This is a genomic window from Aequorivita sublithincola DSM 14238 (assembly GCF_000265385.1).
Lineage (GTDB): Bacteria > Bacteroidota > Bacteroidia > Flavobacteriales > Flavobacteriaceae > Aequorivita > Aequorivita sublithincola.
This window is the reverse complement of sequence record NC_018013.1, coordinates 3248477-3265559: the sequence shown is the minus strand read 5'-3', so window position 1 is coordinate 3265559 and position 17083 is coordinate 3248477. Positions and strand designations below refer to the sequence as shown.

At 35.3% G+C, this 17083-nt stretch carries 16 protein-coding genes and 1 riboswitch; of the genes, 6 read left to right on the top strand and 10 right to left on the bottom strand.

Annotation, left to right across the window (positions count from 1 at the left end):
* Positions 1-51: 51 nt before the first annotated feature.
* Positions 52-972: a lytic transglycosylase domain-containing protein gene (locus AEQSU_RS14910; protein WP_014783701.1), complete on the top strand. Its 921-nt coding sequence runs from the start codon at positions 52-54 to the stop codon at positions 970-972.
* A 42-nt stretch (positions 973-1014) separates the two neighbouring features.
* Here the strand turns inward: AEQSU_RS14910 and AEQSU_RS14905 are convergent, their stop codons facing one another.
* Both AEQSU_RS14905 and AEQSU_RS14900 read right to left on the bottom strand, forming a co-directional pair.
* On the bottom strand, positions 1015-1716 hold the full coding sequence (locus AEQSU_RS14905; protein ID WP_014783700.1) for a TlpA family protein disulfide reductase: 702 nt from the start codon (positions 1714-1716) through the stop codon (positions 1015-1017).
* Positions 1717-1834: 118 nt separating this feature from the next.
* The gene (locus AEQSU_RS14900) at positions 1835-2404 is read right to left on the bottom strand and encodes a hypothetical protein (protein WP_014783699.1); all 570 of its coding nucleotides are present in this window, start codon (positions 2402-2404) and stop codon (positions 1835-1837) included.
* Positions 2405-2680: 276 nt separating this feature from the next.
* On the opposite strand from AEQSU_RS14900, the gene rpmH reads away from it, so the two are divergent.
* From rpmH to AEQSU_RS16275, 3 genes are all read left to right on the top strand, one after another.
* Positions 2681-2842, top strand: coding sequence for a 50S ribosomal protein L34 (gene rpmH, locus AEQSU_RS14895; RefSeq protein ID WP_014783698.1), 162 nt, complete (start codon positions 2681-2683; stop codon positions 2840-2842).
* Positions 2843-2942: 100 nt separating this feature from the next.
* Positions 2943-5795 (top strand): carbamoyl-phosphate synthase large subunit, encoded by a 2853-nt coding sequence (gene carB, locus AEQSU_RS14890; RefSeq protein ID WP_014783697.1) that lies wholly within the window; start codon positions 2943-2945, stop codon positions 5793-5795.
* Between the two features lie 80 nt (positions 5796-5875).
* Complete coding sequence (locus AEQSU_RS16275) at positions 5876-6454, top strand: T9SS type A sorting domain-containing protein (RefSeq protein WP_014783696.1); 579 nt, start codon at positions 5876-5878, stop codon at positions 6452-6454.
* Between the two features lie 34 nt (positions 6455-6488).
* Here AEQSU_RS16275 and AEQSU_RS14880 read toward each other — a convergent pair whose 3' ends face one another.
* From AEQSU_RS14880 to AEQSU_RS14845, 8 genes are all read right to left on the bottom strand, one after another.
* Positions 6489-6857 (bottom strand): hypothetical protein, encoded by a 369-nt coding sequence (locus AEQSU_RS14880; protein ID WP_014783695.1) that lies wholly within the window; start codon positions 6855-6857, stop codon positions 6489-6491.
* A 109-nt stretch (positions 6858-6966) separates the two neighbouring features.
* Positions 6967-7569 carry a porin family protein gene (locus tag AEQSU_RS14875; RefSeq protein WP_157429295.1) on the bottom strand — a complete coding sequence of 201 codons (603 nt, stop codon included), beginning with the start codon at positions 7567-7569 and terminating at the stop codon, positions 6967-6969.
* 113 nt (positions 7570-7682) lie between these two features.
* A complete protein-coding gene (locus AEQSU_RS14870; protein ID WP_157429294.1) occupies positions 7683-8096 on the bottom strand; it encodes a hypothetical protein in 414 nt (137 codons plus the stop codon).
* A 37-nt stretch (positions 8097-8133) separates the two neighbouring features.
* Positions 8134-9342, bottom strand: a complete 1209-nt coding sequence (locus AEQSU_RS14865) for a porin family protein (protein WP_014783694.1) — start codon at positions 9340-9342, stop codon at positions 8134-8136.
* A gap of 58 nt (positions 9343-9400) precedes the next feature.
* Positions 9401-10729 (bottom strand): DNA recombination protein RmuC, encoded by a 1329-nt coding sequence (locus tag AEQSU_RS14860; RefSeq protein ID WP_014783693.1) that lies wholly within the window; start codon positions 10727-10729, stop codon positions 9401-9403.
* A 26-nt stretch (positions 10730-10755) separates the two neighbouring features.
* Positions 10756-11550: an ABC transporter ATP-binding protein gene (locus tag AEQSU_RS14855; RefSeq protein ID WP_014783692.1), complete on the bottom strand. Its 795-nt coding sequence runs from the start codon at positions 11548-11550 to the stop codon at positions 10756-10758.
* Positions 11550-12581, bottom strand: coding sequence for a FecCD family ABC transporter permease (locus AEQSU_RS14850; RefSeq protein WP_014783691.1), 1032 nt, complete (start codon positions 12579-12581; stop codon positions 11550-11552). Before AEQSU_RS14850 ends, AEQSU_RS14855 begins: the two co-directional genes overlap by 1 nt.
* Positions 12581-13729 (bottom strand): ABC transporter substrate-binding protein, encoded by a 1149-nt coding sequence (locus AEQSU_RS14845; protein WP_014783690.1) that lies wholly within the window; start codon positions 13727-13729, stop codon positions 12581-12583. The genes AEQSU_RS14850 and AEQSU_RS14845 overlap by 1 nt, the downstream gene beginning before the upstream one ends.
* A 145-nt stretch (positions 13730-13874) precedes the next feature.
* Positions 13875-14074, top strand: a riboswitch (cobalamin riboswitch).
* Positions 14075-14104: 30 nt separating this feature from the next.
* Here AEQSU_RS14845 and AEQSU_RS14840 point away from each other — a divergent pair.
* Both AEQSU_RS14840 and AEQSU_RS14835 read left to right on the top strand, forming a co-directional pair.
* Complete coding sequence (locus AEQSU_RS14840; RefSeq protein ID WP_014783689.1) at positions 14105-15937, top strand: TonB-dependent receptor; 1833 nt, start codon at positions 14105-14107, stop codon at positions 15935-15937.
* 14 nt (positions 15938-15951) lie between these two features.
* Positions 15952-16998: a YncE family protein gene (locus tag AEQSU_RS14835; protein WP_157429293.1), complete on the top strand. Its 1047-nt coding sequence runs from the start codon at positions 15952-15954 to the stop codon at positions 16996-16998.
* The last annotated feature ends 85 nt before the right edge of the window (positions 16999-17083 follow it).

Sequence of the window (17083 nt, the reverse complement as noted above, 5' to 3'; positions counted from 1 at the left end):
TTTTTACTTAGAAATGCCTTTATTCAGTATCTTTATTCAAAATTTGACAATATGAAAATGATAAGTAAAATAGGTTTAGGAGTTGCACTTTTAGCCATAAGTGCAATTAGTATTAACGCAGTTCAGGATGCTCCAACGGACGAGAATTTTGAAAAAAAATTGGTTAATGATTATAATGTTTATGCATTACCAATTCCTGAAAGTCTAGATTTTGCGGGGGAACCTATGCCGCTCAACAACCCAGACATTAGAGAACGAATTGATCGTGAGTTACTTGTTAATGCTTATTGGCAATCAAACGGACTTTTGCTTTTTAAAAGAGCTCATAAATATTTCCCTCAGATAGAGCCGTTGCTGAAGAAGTACGGTTTACCAGATGATTTTAAATATTTGGCGGTGGCCGAAAGTGCTTTAGAGTATAAAAGTTCTCCTGCAGGTGCGAGTGGTATTTGGCATTTTATGAAAGGAACAGGCTTAGAATACGGTCTTGAAATTAATGAATATGTTGATGAGCGTTACGATCTTGAAAAGGCGACTATAGTTGCAGCAGCATATTTAAAGAAATCTAAAGAAAAATTTGGAAGTTGGACGATGGCCGCAGCATCATATAACGCAGGTGTTGGAGGTATGAACAAGCAAATAAACAGACAAAAGGAAACAAGCTATTACGATTTGCTACTTAATGATGAAACAAGCAGATATGTTTTCAGAATAATAGCTATTAAGGAGATAATGACCCATCCTGAGTTATATGGCTTCAATTTTAGAACGAAAGATTTGTATCCTGAAATCCCTACTTACAAGGTAAAAGTAGATACAGCAGTTGACGATTGGGCAGAGTGGGTAAAACCTTACGGAATCAATTATAAAATATTGAAACTTCATAATCCGTGGCTTCGAGATACCTTTTTGAAAAATGCATCTGGGAAGGAGTATTTCATTGAAATTCCTGAAAAAGGATATTATCAATAAAGAGTTATTAATTTATAATAAACTCTTAAAAACAACCTGTTTTTAGCGGTTTTGTTTTGAAGCTATATGATCTTTGGATTCGTTTCCTAAATTTTTTAGAAGTGAAATTCCGTTTAAAAATGAGTTGTAATTTAACTCAAAAGAAATTTCATATTTTTCGTTATAAGGATGAAGAACACCGCGCCTTACATCAACAATGCGTTTGTTCTCATCAATAAAAAAGGAAGTTGGAAAACCGAGACTATGTTTCATTATTTCCACAATATGATCGTTTTTGTTTTCCTTTTCATCAACGTAAATAATCCTTATTTTACTGGAATATTTCCGTGCAGACCTACGAACTTTCTCTTTTGAGTCCCAAAATAGAACTACAAAATCTATGTCTTTGTAATATTTTTTGGCAATGTCATTTAGAGCGGGAACCTCACCAGCTCCGGGCGTACACCAAGATGCGTACGTCATTAAAAATATTGGTTTGTCGAATTTATAAAGATCGATTTTTCTGCCAGAAAGTTTTCGGACTTTAAAGTTGTCTAGATAACTTCCGTTTATCACATTGTTAATGAGAGAATCGAACAGAAAATCTGCACGCTCAAAATCATGCACTTCATATGCTTTTTGAGAATTTTGCGTGAATTTCTTAATGTTTTTCCCAATCACTTCAGAGAACAGAGATCCTTGCTCAATCTGTGATTGCGCTGTGAAGGTTAGCAATAAGAAAAGATAAAGTAGTTTTCTATCCATAAGCCAAGGCTTTGGATAAAGATAGGGAAATTCTTATTATTTTAACACTTGTTTAAGAAATAAATCTCTCCATTTCTTAATACGAAGAAGAATCTATAAATAAATATGCTCTCGTTAATTAAAACCTCCTACCTCCGCGACCACGGCCACCGCCAAATTGTTGTTGCGGTTGCCCCATTTTTTTCATCTGCTGCTTCATCATTTTAATTTGATCATCCAGCATATTGTGTTTATCCAAGCTTTTAGCTTCTGTCATAAGCATTTCGGCTTCCCGCTTGCGGTTTTTGGTCATAGCTATTCCGGCAAGATTCAACTTGGTCATTGCCATATCTGCACTCATATTCAAACCAAGTTTTTCAGCTTTTTTGAAATATTTTTCAGCTTCAACCATATTGGTCTGAGATATCATTAAACCGTTCAAGTAATTGTAGTATCCTTCTTGCTTTGGAACGAGTGCCGCTTTTGGATCTCTAATCTTATCTAACCATTTCTTGGCCCCAGGAAAATCCTGTTTTCTAAGTCGAAGAAAAGCGAGCAAAATAATTTCGTTTTTGAAATACAACAAAACGAACATCAAAGAAAGCAAAATCAGCATAATCCCGTTGCCAATATTTGTTTCTGTGAATTGCCAAATGGCTGCGCCAAAGACCAAAACGGTAAGAACTAGTTTTATATTTTTATTGAACATGTTTCATTTTTTAAAATAGCTTGCAAAGGTATAAAAACTAATTGCTTTAAGGAAGATTTTCCATTTCGGAAGTAGAATTTATTTCGCATTTTTGAAGTGTTTTTAAGTATTTTTGAAAACTGAATATTGATAAGGATTAACAAGTCTAAAAAAATTATAGATATTTTTTAAAAAAGGTTTGTCTAAGTGAAAACTTGTTGTATTTTTGCACCCGACTTTTGAGGTAGTACCCAAAGGTTCTTAAAAAGGATATTACAGCAGTTAAAGCATACTATAATGAGCAAAAGAACATTTCAGCCATCAAAGAGAAAAAGAAGAAACAAACACGGTTTTAGAGAGCGTATGGCGTCTGTAAGCGGAAGAAAAGTATTAGCAGCGCGTAGAGCGAAAGGCAGAAAAAAACTTTCTGTATCTACTGAATCCCGTCACAAAAAATAATGTTGATAAATTATATATAAAAGGTGTTGTTTAACTAAGCAACACCTTTTTTTTATACCCTAACGTGTCGTAATTTTGCGGCACCGAAAAAGTAAAAGAAATGCCTAAGAATCCCTCCATTAAATCTGTTCTAATTATTGGCTCTGGCCCTATCGTTATTGGTCAAGCGTGCGAATTTGATTATTCCGGCTCGCAGTCATTGCGCTCGTTGCGCGAAGATGGAATAGAAACCATTTTGATAAATAGTAACCCAGCAACCATTATGACGGACCCATCTATGGCCGATCATATTTATTTGTTACCGCTTACCACAAAATCTCTAGTACAGATTTTAAAGGAACATCCTCAAATTGATGCAGTTTTACCTACAATGGGCGGACAAACCGCATTAAACCTATGTATTGAGGCTGATGAAAAAGGAATTTGGAAGGATTTCGGAGTAAAGCTTATCGGTGTAGATATTGATGCCATAAATATTACTGAAGACAGAGAAAAGTTCAGATTATTGATGGAGAAGATTGGCGTTGGAATGGCGCCGCAAGCTACTGCAAATTCTTACCTTCAAGGAAAGGAAATTGCACAAGAATTCGGTTTTCCGTTAGTTATTAGAGCTTCTTATACTTTAGGGGGAGCTGGTGCTTCCATTGTTTATAAAGAAGAAGATTTTGACGAACTTTTATCACACGGTCTAGAAATTTCGCCAATTCACGAGGTGATGATAGACAAAGCGATGATGGGCTGGAAGGAATTTGAACTTGAATTGCTTCGCGATAATAATGACAATGTTGTTATTATCTGTACTATTGAAAATATGGACCCAATGGGAATCCATACAGGAGATTCCATAACTGTAGCTCCGGCAATGACGCTTAATGATCGAACTTTCCAAAGAATGCGCGATATGGCAATCCATATGATGCGTAGTATTGGGGATTTTGCGGGTGGTTGTAACGTGCAATTTGCAGTGAGTCCTGATGAAAATGAAGATATCATAGCAATTGAAATTAATCCGAGAGTTTCACGATCTTCAGCTTTGGCTTCAAAAGCAACGGGTTATCCAATTGCAAAAATTGCTACTAAATTAGCGATTGGTTATAGATTGGATGAATTAAACAACCAAATTACAAAGTCAACTTCAGCATTGTTTGAACCAACTTTAGATTATGTAATCGTAAAAATACCACGTTGGAATTTTGACAAGTTTGAAGGATCTGATAGAACTTTAGGACTTCAAATGAAATCCGTTGGAGAAGTGATGGGTATTGGCCGATCTTTCCAGGAAGCGCTTCACAAAGCCACGCAATCTCTTGAAATAAAACGAAATGGAATTGGTGCCGACGGAAAAAGTTACACCAATTATGAACAAATTCTCGACAAACTGAAAAACGCAAGTTGGGACCGCGTTTTCGTGATTTATGATGCAATATCAATTGGAATTCCGCTTAGTAGAATTCACGAAATCACAAAAATTGATATGTGGTTTCTTCGTCAGTACGAAGAATTATATCTTTTGGAAAAAGAGATTTCAAAATATACTTTAGAAACACTTCCGAGAGAATTATTGCTAGAAGCCAAACAAAAGGGATACGGCGACAGACAAATAGCACATATGCTGAAATGTTTAGAAAGCCAAGTATATAACAAACGTGATGAAATGAACATTCAGCGTGTTTATAAATTGGTTGATACATGTGCTGCGGAATTTAAGGCGGAAACTCCTTATTATTATTCTACTTTTGAAAACGAAATGCAGCTTGAAGGCCAAAAACCTTATGCTGAAAACGATAGTATAGTAACTCCAAAGAAAAAAATTGTAGTGCTTGGTTCTGGTCCAAACAGAATAGGGCAGGGTATCGAATTTGATTATTGCTGCGTTCACGGCGTTTTAGCGGCTGCGGAATGCGGTTACGAAACTATAATGATAAACTGCAACCCCGAAACTGTTTCAACAGACTTTGATGTTGCAGATAAACTTTACTTCGAACCTGTTTTCTGGGAACATATTTACGACATTATTCGTCACGAAAAACCTGAAGGTGTTATCGTTCAGTTGGGCGGACAAACGGCTTTAAAACTTGCTGAAAAGCTTGATAGATATGGAATAAACATTATTGGAACAACTTATAAATCTTTAGATTTAGCCGAAGATAGAGGCAGTTTTTCAACACTTCTAAAGGAAAACAATATTCCTTATCCAGAATTTGGAGTTGCTGAAACTACGGAAGAAGCCTTGGCACTTGCCGATCAACTTGACTTTCCGCTTTTGATTCGTCCTTCATACGTTTTGGGTGGTCAAGGGATGAAAATCGTTATCAACAAGAAAGAATTGGAGGAACACGTTGTTGATTTACTTCGAAAAATTCCAAATAACAAATTATTATTAGATCATTATTTGGATGGCGCCATTGAAGCCGAAGCAGATGCAATTTGCGATGGCGAAAATGTGTACATCATAGGAATAATGGAACATATTGAACCTTGCGGAATACATTCTGGCGATTCAAATGCAACTTTACCACCTTTCAATATTGGTGAATTCGTAATGCAACAGATTAAAGATCACACCATCAAAATAGCTAAATCATTGAAAACAGTTGGGCTGATAAATGTACAATTCGCCATAAAAGATGATGTCGTTTACATTATAGAAGCCAATCCACGTGCTTCGCGAACGGTTCCGTTTATTGCGAAAGCTTATGGTGAGCCTTATGTAAACTACGCGACCAAGGTAATGTTGGGACATAATAAAGTTACAGACTTTGACTTTAATCCAAAATTGGATGGTTTTGCAATCAAGCAGCCTGTATTTAGTTTCAACAAATTCCCTAATGTGAATAAGCAATTGGGTCCAGAAATGAAGAGTACTGGAGAGAGTATCCTTTTTATTGAAAGTTTAAAGGACGATGCTTTTTACGATCTATATGCAAGGCGAAAAATGTACTTAAGTAAATAAATTATAGTTTTTGTGGATATTGCATAAATTCCGTTAAAATTGTTGTAACTTTCTCAAACTCTTCGTAAAACAAATTTTATATGAAAAAAATTACCCTTTTAATTGCTTTTTTTGCAATTACCACTATATCTGCTCAAACAACCTTCGATCTTGATTGGAAGATTGGGATCAACGGTTCCGATGCGAGTATCACCATAGAAGTTGGTGATGCTGTGCGATGGACGTTGCGGGATAATATTGCACATACTATTTCAAGTATTGCTGGCTCTAGTGTAGAAACTTTTGATAGTGGTACCATCAGCGGAGAGGGAACAGAATATCTTTATGTTTTTACTGTGGAGGGTTCTAATGATTATAAATGTAATTTTCACCCTAATATGAATGGGACTATTACGGTGGAAAATACAATGTCTGTAACAGACAAGTTTGTTAAGAATTTAAAACTATACCCAAATCCAGTAAAAAATGATTTGACTATATTTTCACTCTTCAAAGTTGACAGTTACCAGATTTATAATGTTTTAGGAACACTTGTTAGTGAAGGTAGAGGAGCTGGAAATATTACTCAAGTAGATATGAGTAAGATGAATAGCGGTTTGTATTTCGTGAAAGTTTCTTCAAACAACTTACAGACTACCTTAAAAATCGCAAAAAAATAATTTTTTATTACTCCAAGATTAATTTGCTTTCGTTTTAATTTCGATTAAAATGAGGCGAATTTTCTTGTTCTACAGCAGTAATGAAATATTTGGTTTCGCCCCAAATGGCGAAGGAAGCAAAGCGCTCTATATAGGTGACTTTTACATAACTTCCTTGATATTCCTTTAAGTGTTCAATTACGTCTTGGTCTTGGTCTAAAACTGAAAACGAAAAAATCTGTGCACCGCTAATTCCCTGACTTATTTCACCTTCCCAAGTTTTGATTACTACGCCGCGATAGCTAAACTTAATGAGCTCTCCAGCACGTGTACCTTCGCTGTATGGAACATAATATATAAAAGCCATGTAGCATAAGTAAATTGCCAAAAGGCTTCCGAGGATAATGAATAGGACTTTTTTCATTCACTAAAAATAGTCAATTTATTCCGCTTTTACAGAAAGTTACATCCCAAAACAAAAGCAGTGGAACTGAAGGTAGAACCTAATTATTATAACGGAATTGCAAACTCAACTATTTATTGTACCTGTAACCCAGCCCAAAGGAGTTTCCTAAATCACTGCTTGTATCTATGTAGTAACCAAGATCAACACTAGAAGTTTCTTCGGAATTAATATTGGTATTTATCAACAATGAAACATCTAAATAAATCGAAGATTTTTCACTTAAGTTGAAATAATATCTTGGTCCGGTAATTAAATCGAAAGAGTTCTTTTTTACTGTAATTGTCGTGTATTCTTTAATAGTATAGAAATCATTATAAAGCACTTCTTTTTCAGATTCATAGTTCCGGTAGCTTGGCTCTATAAACTTTGCCCAGTTGTGGTTTTTTGTGGGAAAAATGTATTCTAGTTCCAGGCCAATTCTATAACCTGTTTTGTTTTCAAAATCTTCTCGCTGAAAATTTGTTATGGTATAATATTTTGAAAATGTAACTCCTGGACGAAGACTCAGGTTAGGCTTTCCTTTATATTTTGCTTTTTCCTCTTCTATTTTTTTCTCCTTTATTTTTTCATAAGAAACAAAATCTGAGCCACTGCAGCTATTATAAGTTTCAAAAATAGCAATCAAGTTCTTGGTTTTGTATTCTAGGTTTTCAAAATTGCTTTTATCCAATTTTTCACACTTTAAAGAAGTTGCCGATTGATGTTTAAATCTATTGTTCTTTCCTATTTTAGAACGAGTAACCAAATATCTTTTATAGATTAGTTGCTCAATTTTACCACCATCTATACTGTAATAAACCTATTTTTGGTTTCTCTTGAAGTGAAATATAAGGTGACTTTGCCCTCTACAAGAACCTTTACAAAGAGCGTTTCTTGTTTAAAAACAGGATTTCTATCATAAGTTAAACTTGCAATAGCTTCGCTAGATTGATCAATTTCCACCGTTGTACGGAAGAATTTTGTGGTAAAATCTGTTCCAAACTCTTTTACGTTTTCAATTTTCCCAATTTCTGTTTTGGCATCTTCTGAAAGTTTATATTGAAAGGTTACAGGATTTGTGCTCCAATCTAAAGGTCTAACCAAACAACTGATTTTTGAACCATCATTCTTTATAAAATAGCCGCTTTCATACTGGTTTTGGGAAACCGATGAAAACATAAAGAACACTAAAAATAGTATAAGAAGTGTGTTTTTCATAAATTGAAAGCTTATAGAATCTAAAAGTTAGGCTGAATTATAGAAAATTATAACCGGCAACCAAAGCGAATGAATTATAAGCAGTTATAATATTTTGATAATTTGTAACCTTTCGGGAAGTGTGATATCTTGCTTCAATACTGTATTTGTTTTTATATCTGAAGCCAACTCCTAACCCAAAAGCAACATCTGTACGAACCTCCATATCATAAAAACTCTCATTGCTAGATTCAATTTTGGAATCAAGTGACGAAACGTCTACCACAGCAGCAGCATCAAGGAAGAAAGCTCCATCTTGGTTTACAAACATATAATGTCGAGCACCTATTGGTAGTTCAATCGAGTTATATTCTGCTGTTATAAGTGTCTTTTTTTGTAAAAGTTCAGTATAAACTACCTCTTTTTCAGCTTTATAGCCGCGATAAGTTGGTTCTAAAAATAGAGACCATTTCCCATTATTAAAAGGAAAAACATATTCTGCTTCCAAACCAATTCTAATCCCTGTTTCACTGTCAAATAGCACTTTTTCCTTACCAGCCGCTTCTATGGATAATGAACTAAAAGTAACTCCTGGACGAAGACTTAAGTTAAATTTTGACTTGGTTGCCATTTTATTGTAAACTATTGTTTCGGAGTTTTCACAACTGTTATAGTTCGTAATGATGTTTATTAGTTTGTTTCTCTTATACTCAAGATTTTCAAAACTATTTTCTTTTAAATCACTACAGTTTAACAACGTGGCTAGTTGCTGTTTGTAACGATCGTTAGAGCCCATTTTTTGAGGGGTAACCATATATCTCTTGTAGATTAGCTGCTCTATTTCGCCGTCTCCCATTTTATAGAAATAACGCTTTACGTTTTCCTTTTCGGAATAATAAAGTGATGCTTTTCCCTCCAAAAGTGTCTTTAAAAAAAGAGTCTCTTTCTTCATAACAGGATTGCGAACATCCGTAAGATTATTAACCACATCTGTGGATTGATCTACATCCAGCGTGGTTCTAATATATTTAAACATTTCACCAGAACCAAATTCTTTTACGTTGGCAATAGTTTCAATCTTTACTTCGCTGTCTTCGCCTGTTTTATATTCAAAAGTGGTTGGACCTCCTTTCCAATCTTCATTTTTTATTAAACAATTGGTTTTTGTTCCGTTGTTGAGAATGATATAGCCAGATTCAAATTCGTTTTGAGAAAAGACGTTAATCGTTGATAGTAAAACGGTTAGAAGAAGTAATTTTATTTTCATTATAATTGTTGGTTTTAATTAGTTTAAGAGGGTAAAATATAAAAAATAATAAGTTGTATCAATCTTTATTTATGATTTTTTCATCCGAATCTTTTAATAGCTTTTGATCTATATTTTTACTTGTTATTGCGCCAAGTTTTCGAAGTTTTTCAACTCTTTTCACAAGATTTCCTTTTCCTTCCAGTTTAACAAGAGCGTTGTCAAAAGAGCCTTGAACGGTTCCTAATTGTCGCTTTATTTTGTTTAGTTCATCTAGCAATCCAACGAAAGAATCATACAGTCTGCCAGCTTCTGTGGCAATTTCTATTGTATTTTTCTTTTGATTATCGTTTTCCCAAAGATTTTCAACCAATCGTAATGCCGCTAAAAGCGTGGAAGGCGTTACAATCATAACTTTTCTTTTAAAAGCTTCTTGATAAAGGTTTTTTTGATGAGCCACTGCTATCGCAAATGCAGGTTCAATGGGCACGAACATAAAAATAGTATCTGGGCTTTCGTTTATGGCGTGATAATATTTTTTTTCGCTTAGTGTAAGAATGTGTTTTTTTATAGAATCTATGTGTTTTTTCAAGTAAAGACTTTTTAAGTTTTCATCTTCTTCGGAAACGTATCTTTCAAAGTCCGTAAGCGAAACTTTACTGTCAATTATCATCTTTTTACCATCTGGCAGATGAATGATTACGTCGGTTTGCAGTCTTCCGCCATCTGGATTCTCGTGGCTGTCTTGAGTTGTGTATTCGCGACCTTTTTCTAGACCTGATTCTTCCAAAACTCTGGATAAAATCATTTCGCCCCAATTTCCTTGAATTTTAGAATCCCCTTTTAATGCTTTAGTAAGATTATCTGCCTCTTGACTAATTTTTATATTTTGCTCGTTTAAAAACTGAAGTTGTTTGCCCAATTCAGCATGAGATCTAACAAAATCTATATTATTCTTTCCAACTTTTTCTTCGAAGTCTTTAATTTTATCATTCAAAGGTTTTAAGATATTTTCTATATTCTTTTTGTTTGAATCTGTAAAGGCTTCCGTTTTATCTATCAATATTTTATTGGCAAGATTTTCGAATTTATCTTTAAAATCCTTTTCAAAATTTTGGAAGCGTTCTTTTTCATCTTCCAGTTTGGCGTAAAGTGCGTCATATTCTGCACTTTGCTTAGAAAGTTGGATGTTTGCTTGTTCTTTTTCGGCTCTTATCTGTTCTTTTTCGTTTGTTGAAATAGTGTAACGCTCGTCCAATTTTTCAATTTGAAGCGTTGCGTTTTCAAGACGTTCTTCAAGTTTACTAGTTTCAGTTTTGTTTTTTAAACGTGCGAAAAGATTGCCGATAAATGCGCCAATTAATAGACAGATCGCGGCTAATAAAAGGAATATAAAAGTTTCGCTCATTGCAATAAATTTTGAAGTAAATATACTTATTTTCTTATGGTAAAACGTCCCGTTTTCCCATCAAAATCGATGGTTTCTTTGGGGAAAAGAGCGTCGAATCTTCCGGCTTTAATCAATTTACAGGGCGAATCAAAATGGTTTTCATTGTTTGCCATGACAAGCATTTTGTCTGTAAGCTGAATTGCTAAATCAATTTCGTGAGTTGAAAATAGAATGGTTTTTTGTGTTTCTGAAGCCAGTTTTTTAAGCAATTTCAGGACATAAGCACGATGGTAAATGTCCAAGTGCGTAGTTGGCTCATCTAAAATAATAATTGGCGTGTCCTGCGCCAAAGCTCTTGCAATGGCAACTCGCTGCATTTGACCATCGCTCAATTCATAACATTTTCGGTGGGCGAGGGTAGTGGTTTCAGTAGCTTCCAAAGCGAAATTTATCGCTTTTTTGTCCGTTTCGGAAAGAGAACCGATCCAATTTGTATAAGGCTGTCTTCCCAAGGAAATCATTTCTAAAACCGAAAGATTTTTAGAAGCAGGTGCTTCTGTTAAAACCACGCTTAACTGCGTTGCAAGCCGAAATGATGAATATTCTTTTAAGTTCTTTCCTTTCAAAAACACGTCGCCATTTAAGGCGTTTTGCATTCCTGTTAAAGTTCTTAGTAATGTAGATTTTCCAATTCCGTTTGCACCTACGAGCCCAACTAACTCACCTTTTTCAATAGAAAAATTGATTTCTTCTGCAATTACAGATTCTGCCTTTTTATTCGAATAACCAACTGATAGATTTCGAGCTTCTAAAATGATATTTTTTTCTTCTAAAGCCATTAAAAGAAGAGTTTTCGTTTTCGTACCAACAGCCAAATTACAACGGGAGCGCCAATTAATGAAGTAATGGCGTTTATTGGCAACGTAAATTCGCTGAAAGGCAATTGGGCCACGGTATCACAAATTAGCATTAATAAACTTCCACAAAGCAGGACGGCTGGTAATAAAATTAAATGGTTTGAGGTTTTGAAAAACTGACGAACCAAATGCGGCACGGCCAAGCCAACAAAGGCGATTGGTCCCACAAAAGCTGTAATGCCTCCCGCTAAAATACTTGTTGCTACGATTATTATAAAAGTGGTTCTTTTAATGTGAAGTCCCATACTTTTCGCATAGTTTTCGCCTAAAAGTAATGCATTCAATGATTTACTACTAAAAATGCTCAAAATCAATCCCGCCAAAAAGCAAATCCCTAAAATCAAAACACCTTGCCAGGATTGGTTTCCCAAACTTCCGAAGGACCAGAAAATGTATTGTTGCAATTGTTCCGCATTGCTGAAATAAGACAGAACCGAAACCACAGCTGTTGTTACGCTTCCAAACATAAGTCCGATGATTAGTATCGCCATCGTGTCTTTTATTCTAAAAGTTACCGCCAAAACGGCTAGCAACACTAAAAAACTTCCTAATGCAGAAGCGATAACCAAACTCCATTGACTTAAAAGCATCGTTCCAAAAAATCCGCCAAAAGCACTTGCGCCCAAAATTAAAATTGCAACGCCCAAACTAGCGCCGCTGCTCAACCCTAGAACGAAAGGTCCCGCCAGCGGATTTCTAAAAAGTGTTTGCATCAATAAGCCTGAAATTGCCAATCCGCCACCAGCAAGCATTGCTGTGATTGCTTTTGGGAGTCTGTAATCTATCAAAATGTATTGCCAGGTTTCTTTGGATGCGCCGTTTCCTGTGAAGGCAAAAAATATATCTTTCAACGGAATGGAAACAGAGCCAATGCTCAAATTCACCAAAAATGCGGCAATCAATACTAGAAAAAGCATCGAGAAATGAATCCGATATGTTTGAGCCGTTTGCATTACTGAATTTTATCAAAAAAGTAAAGTTCGTGATTTGGATACAATTCCGGGTGAAGTATTTTGATAAGGTCTTTTAAAACCAAGTCAGGTCTGTTTGGCGCTAATTCAAAATAAATAACACCTCCAGTTTCCCCTTTTTTCAAACTGTAGGAATATACATTTCCAGTTTTAAAAGCGGCAAACTGGGTGTAGGCTTGGTCTGCGCTTTTCATTTCATTTAAGCTTGTAAATTGTCCTGGTCCAATCCAAACTTCGGCATTGTGGCCTTCATTGAGCACCGATTCTAAGCTTAAAGATAATCCGCCAGTTCCTTTTGAATCTTTCCATAGATAATCGCCGTTGGCATCTGCAATAAACTTCGCGCCCCAACTCTCACCCTGTGGCATATACCAAACATCTTTATACATTGCGCCACTTATTACTGTTGGGGTTTTTTTTGCTTCGGAAGCAATTTTTTTAGCGGAAAGATATTCGGTTTCAATCAGTTTGAAAATACTATCAGCTTCTTCTTCTTTATTGAAAAGCGCACCAAAAAATTTAATCCACTCCGCTTTTCCCAATGGTGAAGTTTCCGTCCAGTCTGAGTTGTAAAGAACTGGAATACCAGTTTTTTCAATAGTAGCAAAGGTTGAATTATTTCCATCAACTGCGAATCCAATCACTGCGTCTGGTTTTAAATTAATTAAGATTTCAGTATTTATGTCTTCGTTTCTTCCCAACTCAGTAATTTTTCCTTCGGAGATTCTTTCACGCGTTTTTTCAGAAGAAATGTAATTGAGATTTGGAAATCCCACTAAAGCCTCGGTTTCATTAAGCATTTCCAAAGAAGGAATGTGAGTAGTAGAGGTAACAACGATTCGTTTTACAGGAATTTTTACAACGGCATCAAAACTTTCATTATTTGGAAGTGAACCATTTTTTTCTACCAAAGCGTATTTAAAAGTCTTCTCAGTTCCAGGCCAAGGATTTTTTAAGGTGATGGTTTTGTAGCCTTCAAAAGTCTTGATTTCAAAGCCTTTCGCGTATTTTATACTCTGTTCTTTTTTTGATGCAGCCTTGGTTTCTACACTCTTTTTTGGTTCGTTCTTACAGGAAATAATTGCTGCTAATAATAAGAATGAAAGAAATATTTTATAGAAATTGGGCATTGCTGGATAGTTATTACACAAAGTTGCACAAAGGTATCACAAAGTTTCACAAAGAAAAGGATTGATTATGTAACAAGAATTATCCCTTCAGAATGCTTTGTGAAACTTCACGCAATAACCTTTTCAAGCCTCAAAAATTACAACTATCTTCGCAAAGAATTTTGGTGAGCAATTTTCATAATAGAAATAGCTCTTAAAAGGGAATTCGGTTAAAAACCGAAGCTGTTCCCGCAACTGTAAGTCGTCCCGAATATTTTGGGCGTGCATTCTTCAAAACCACTGCTTCATCGCGGGAAGGTCGTACAAAAGACAAGCCAGGAGACCTGCCAGATTCATAACATAAAATCATCAAACTTTCGGGATAAAGGTTGAATTATGAAACAAAACGTTTTCCATATTATATTCATGCTATTATTGTGCACGGCTTCTGCATTTGCGCAACTGGACAGTATTCAGCAATTGCCGGAAGTGATGCTTACGGATGCTAAACTCGTCCAATTTTCAAAAGGTTTCAAGCTTGAAAAACTTAACGATTCTGTGATTGAGCGGAATTCTTCCTCTTTAACCGAAACGCTTCGATACAATTCTTCTATATATTTTAAAGAAAACGGCTTCGGAATGGTTTCATCACCTTCTTTCCGTGGAACGAATGCCGCGCAAACTGCTGTTATTTGGAATGGTATAAACATCAATTCAGTCTTTACAGGGCAAATAGATTTTAATACGATTTCTCCATTAAATTATAACGAAATTGCTATTAGAAGCGGTGGTGGAGGGGTGCAATACGGAAGCGGTGCTGTTGGCGGAAGTATTCATTTAAACAATTCGTATTCCTTTAAAAAAATTGATACTACTAAAATTGGTTTGCGATACGGAAGTTTTTCAAGCCTTGGTGGAAATGCGAGCACAACACAAACTTGGGGAGATCATTACTTAAATGTGGGTGTAGATTTTATCAGTTCTGAAAATGATTATGATTACGTAGGAAAGAATAAAACAAACAATCACGGCCAATTTGTACGGTTTTCAGCAAAAGTGAATGAAGCCAGAAAGCTGAAACGCGGCGTTGCGACTTGGAATTCGGAATACACTTATAACGACCGCAATTTTTCTGGAAGTTTAAACACAAATGGGAGGGATGCTTATAAAGACATTGCAACCCGAAATCTTTGGCAATTACAGCGAAAACTTGGTGTTTTCAATACAAAAGCCAGTGTTGCCCATCTTTTTGAACAGTATAATTATTTTCCAGATAGTGAAAAACCATTTAGTACTGGCGGAAAAGCAAATACTTTTATCGGTGCATTTCAGTCTGAAATTTTACTTCAAAAGAAGCTTCGTATAAACGGAAAAGTAGAATATACTTACGTTGATGCCGAAGGTGAAAATGTTGGTGACAATTCTCGAAAAACCTTCGCTGCCGTGGTTTTGTTGAATCATAAACTTTCAGAAAAATTCAACTACGGAATTAATCTTAGACAAGAATTTCTGAATGATTTTGACAATCCACTTCTTTTTTCAGCAGATGCGAAATATAGCTTTTCAAAGAATTATATTCTGCGTTTGAATGGTTCTAAAAATTATCGCATTCCCACTTTCAATGATTTGTATTGGTACGCTGGCGGAAATTTTGAATTAAAGCCAGAAACTTCATATCAGATAGAGCTTGGACAGGAATTTTCAGTTGGAAAATTGAAAGCTGATGTGGCTGCTTATTATATTTCTTCCAAAGATTTAATAAAATGGATTCCTGGAAATGGTGGACTATGGCAACCAGAAAACATTAACAAGACTAGAAACTACGGTGTTGAAGTGACTCTTGATTATAGTTTGAAATTCAGCAAAACACAATCTTTAAGCATTAATGGAAATTACTCATACACCAAAGCTGAAGATTTAGAAAAAGAGAAACAGCTTATTTACGTGCCATTTCACAAAGCTGCTGGCTCAATGAAATATAATCTTAAAAATTTTTCGGCTTATATACAAGGTCTATTTAATGGGGAAGCATATACTACGACTGATAATAGCGAAATTGTGGATAGTTATGCTGTCCTTAATTTTGGGGCACAATATACGCTACCATTTAATCCAAATATAACTTTTGGAGGTAGGCTTAAAAACGTTTTTAATGTATATTATGAAAACGTTGCATACAGACCGATGCCGTCCAGAAACTTTGAAATATTCTTAAACCTTAATATTTAACAAAAATGAAAACGATGAAAAAATTATTTTTTATGGCCTTTGGAGTCTTACTATTGAATGCTTGTAGCAGTGATGACGACACGCCCATTGAATACATCCCAGAAGCCTTTGAAAACGGTATCCTTATAACTAATGAAGGACCATTCAACAACGGAAGCGGAACAATAACGTATGTTTCAAATGATTTTGCTACAGTAGCTCAGAATATTTATAGAACAAAAAACGGCAAGGAATTGGGCAATATTGTTCAGTCTATGGGCTTTCAGAATGATAATGCTTATATAGTTGTTAGTAATTCTCAAAAAATCACGATTGCAAATCGTTATACTTTTCAAAGTGTGGATTCTATAACCACTGGCTTAAACAATCCTCGATATTTTATAGGCGCAGATGGCAACAAGGGTTATGTTAGCAATTGGGGTGATCCAAATGACAATTCTGATGATTATATCTCTGTTATGGATTTAAGAAATAATACTATTTCAGCAACTATTCCTGTTGCTTTCGGACCTGAAAAGATGGTTGCGTATAATAACAGGATTTATGTGGCGCATCAAGGTGCTTATGGGCAGAATAATTTAGTATCTGTAATTTTTGGGAATACTGTTGAAAGTACAATTACTGTGGGTGATGTTCCCAACTCAATGGTGATTTCTGGGAATGATTTGTATGTGCTATGTGGAGGAAATCCTAGCTATGCAGGTACCGAAACCGCTGGTTCCTTAGTGAAAATTGATCTTTCAACTGGTCAAGTTTCGCAAACGTATACTTTTGAAACAACCCAACACCCAAACAGCTTAACAATTGATGCAACCAACCTTTTATACAATCTTGACGGAAAAGTTTATAAAGTAAATACCGCTTCTATTTCTTTGCCGGGAACAGGAATTATTGATGGTTTCTTTTATACGCTACAAGCAAAAAACGGAAGACTTTACGCTACTGACGCAAAAGATTTCGCGAGTAAAGGTTCTTTGAATATTTACGATTTGTCGACCAATCAATTAGTACAGGATTTCCAGACGGGTATTATTCCTGGAGGAATTTATTTTAACGATTAGTTTGAATTAGTGTTAGTGAAAGATATGGCGAAAGAATCTATTTTAAATGAATAGATTCTTTCAAAATGTCTATCAAATAAATAAT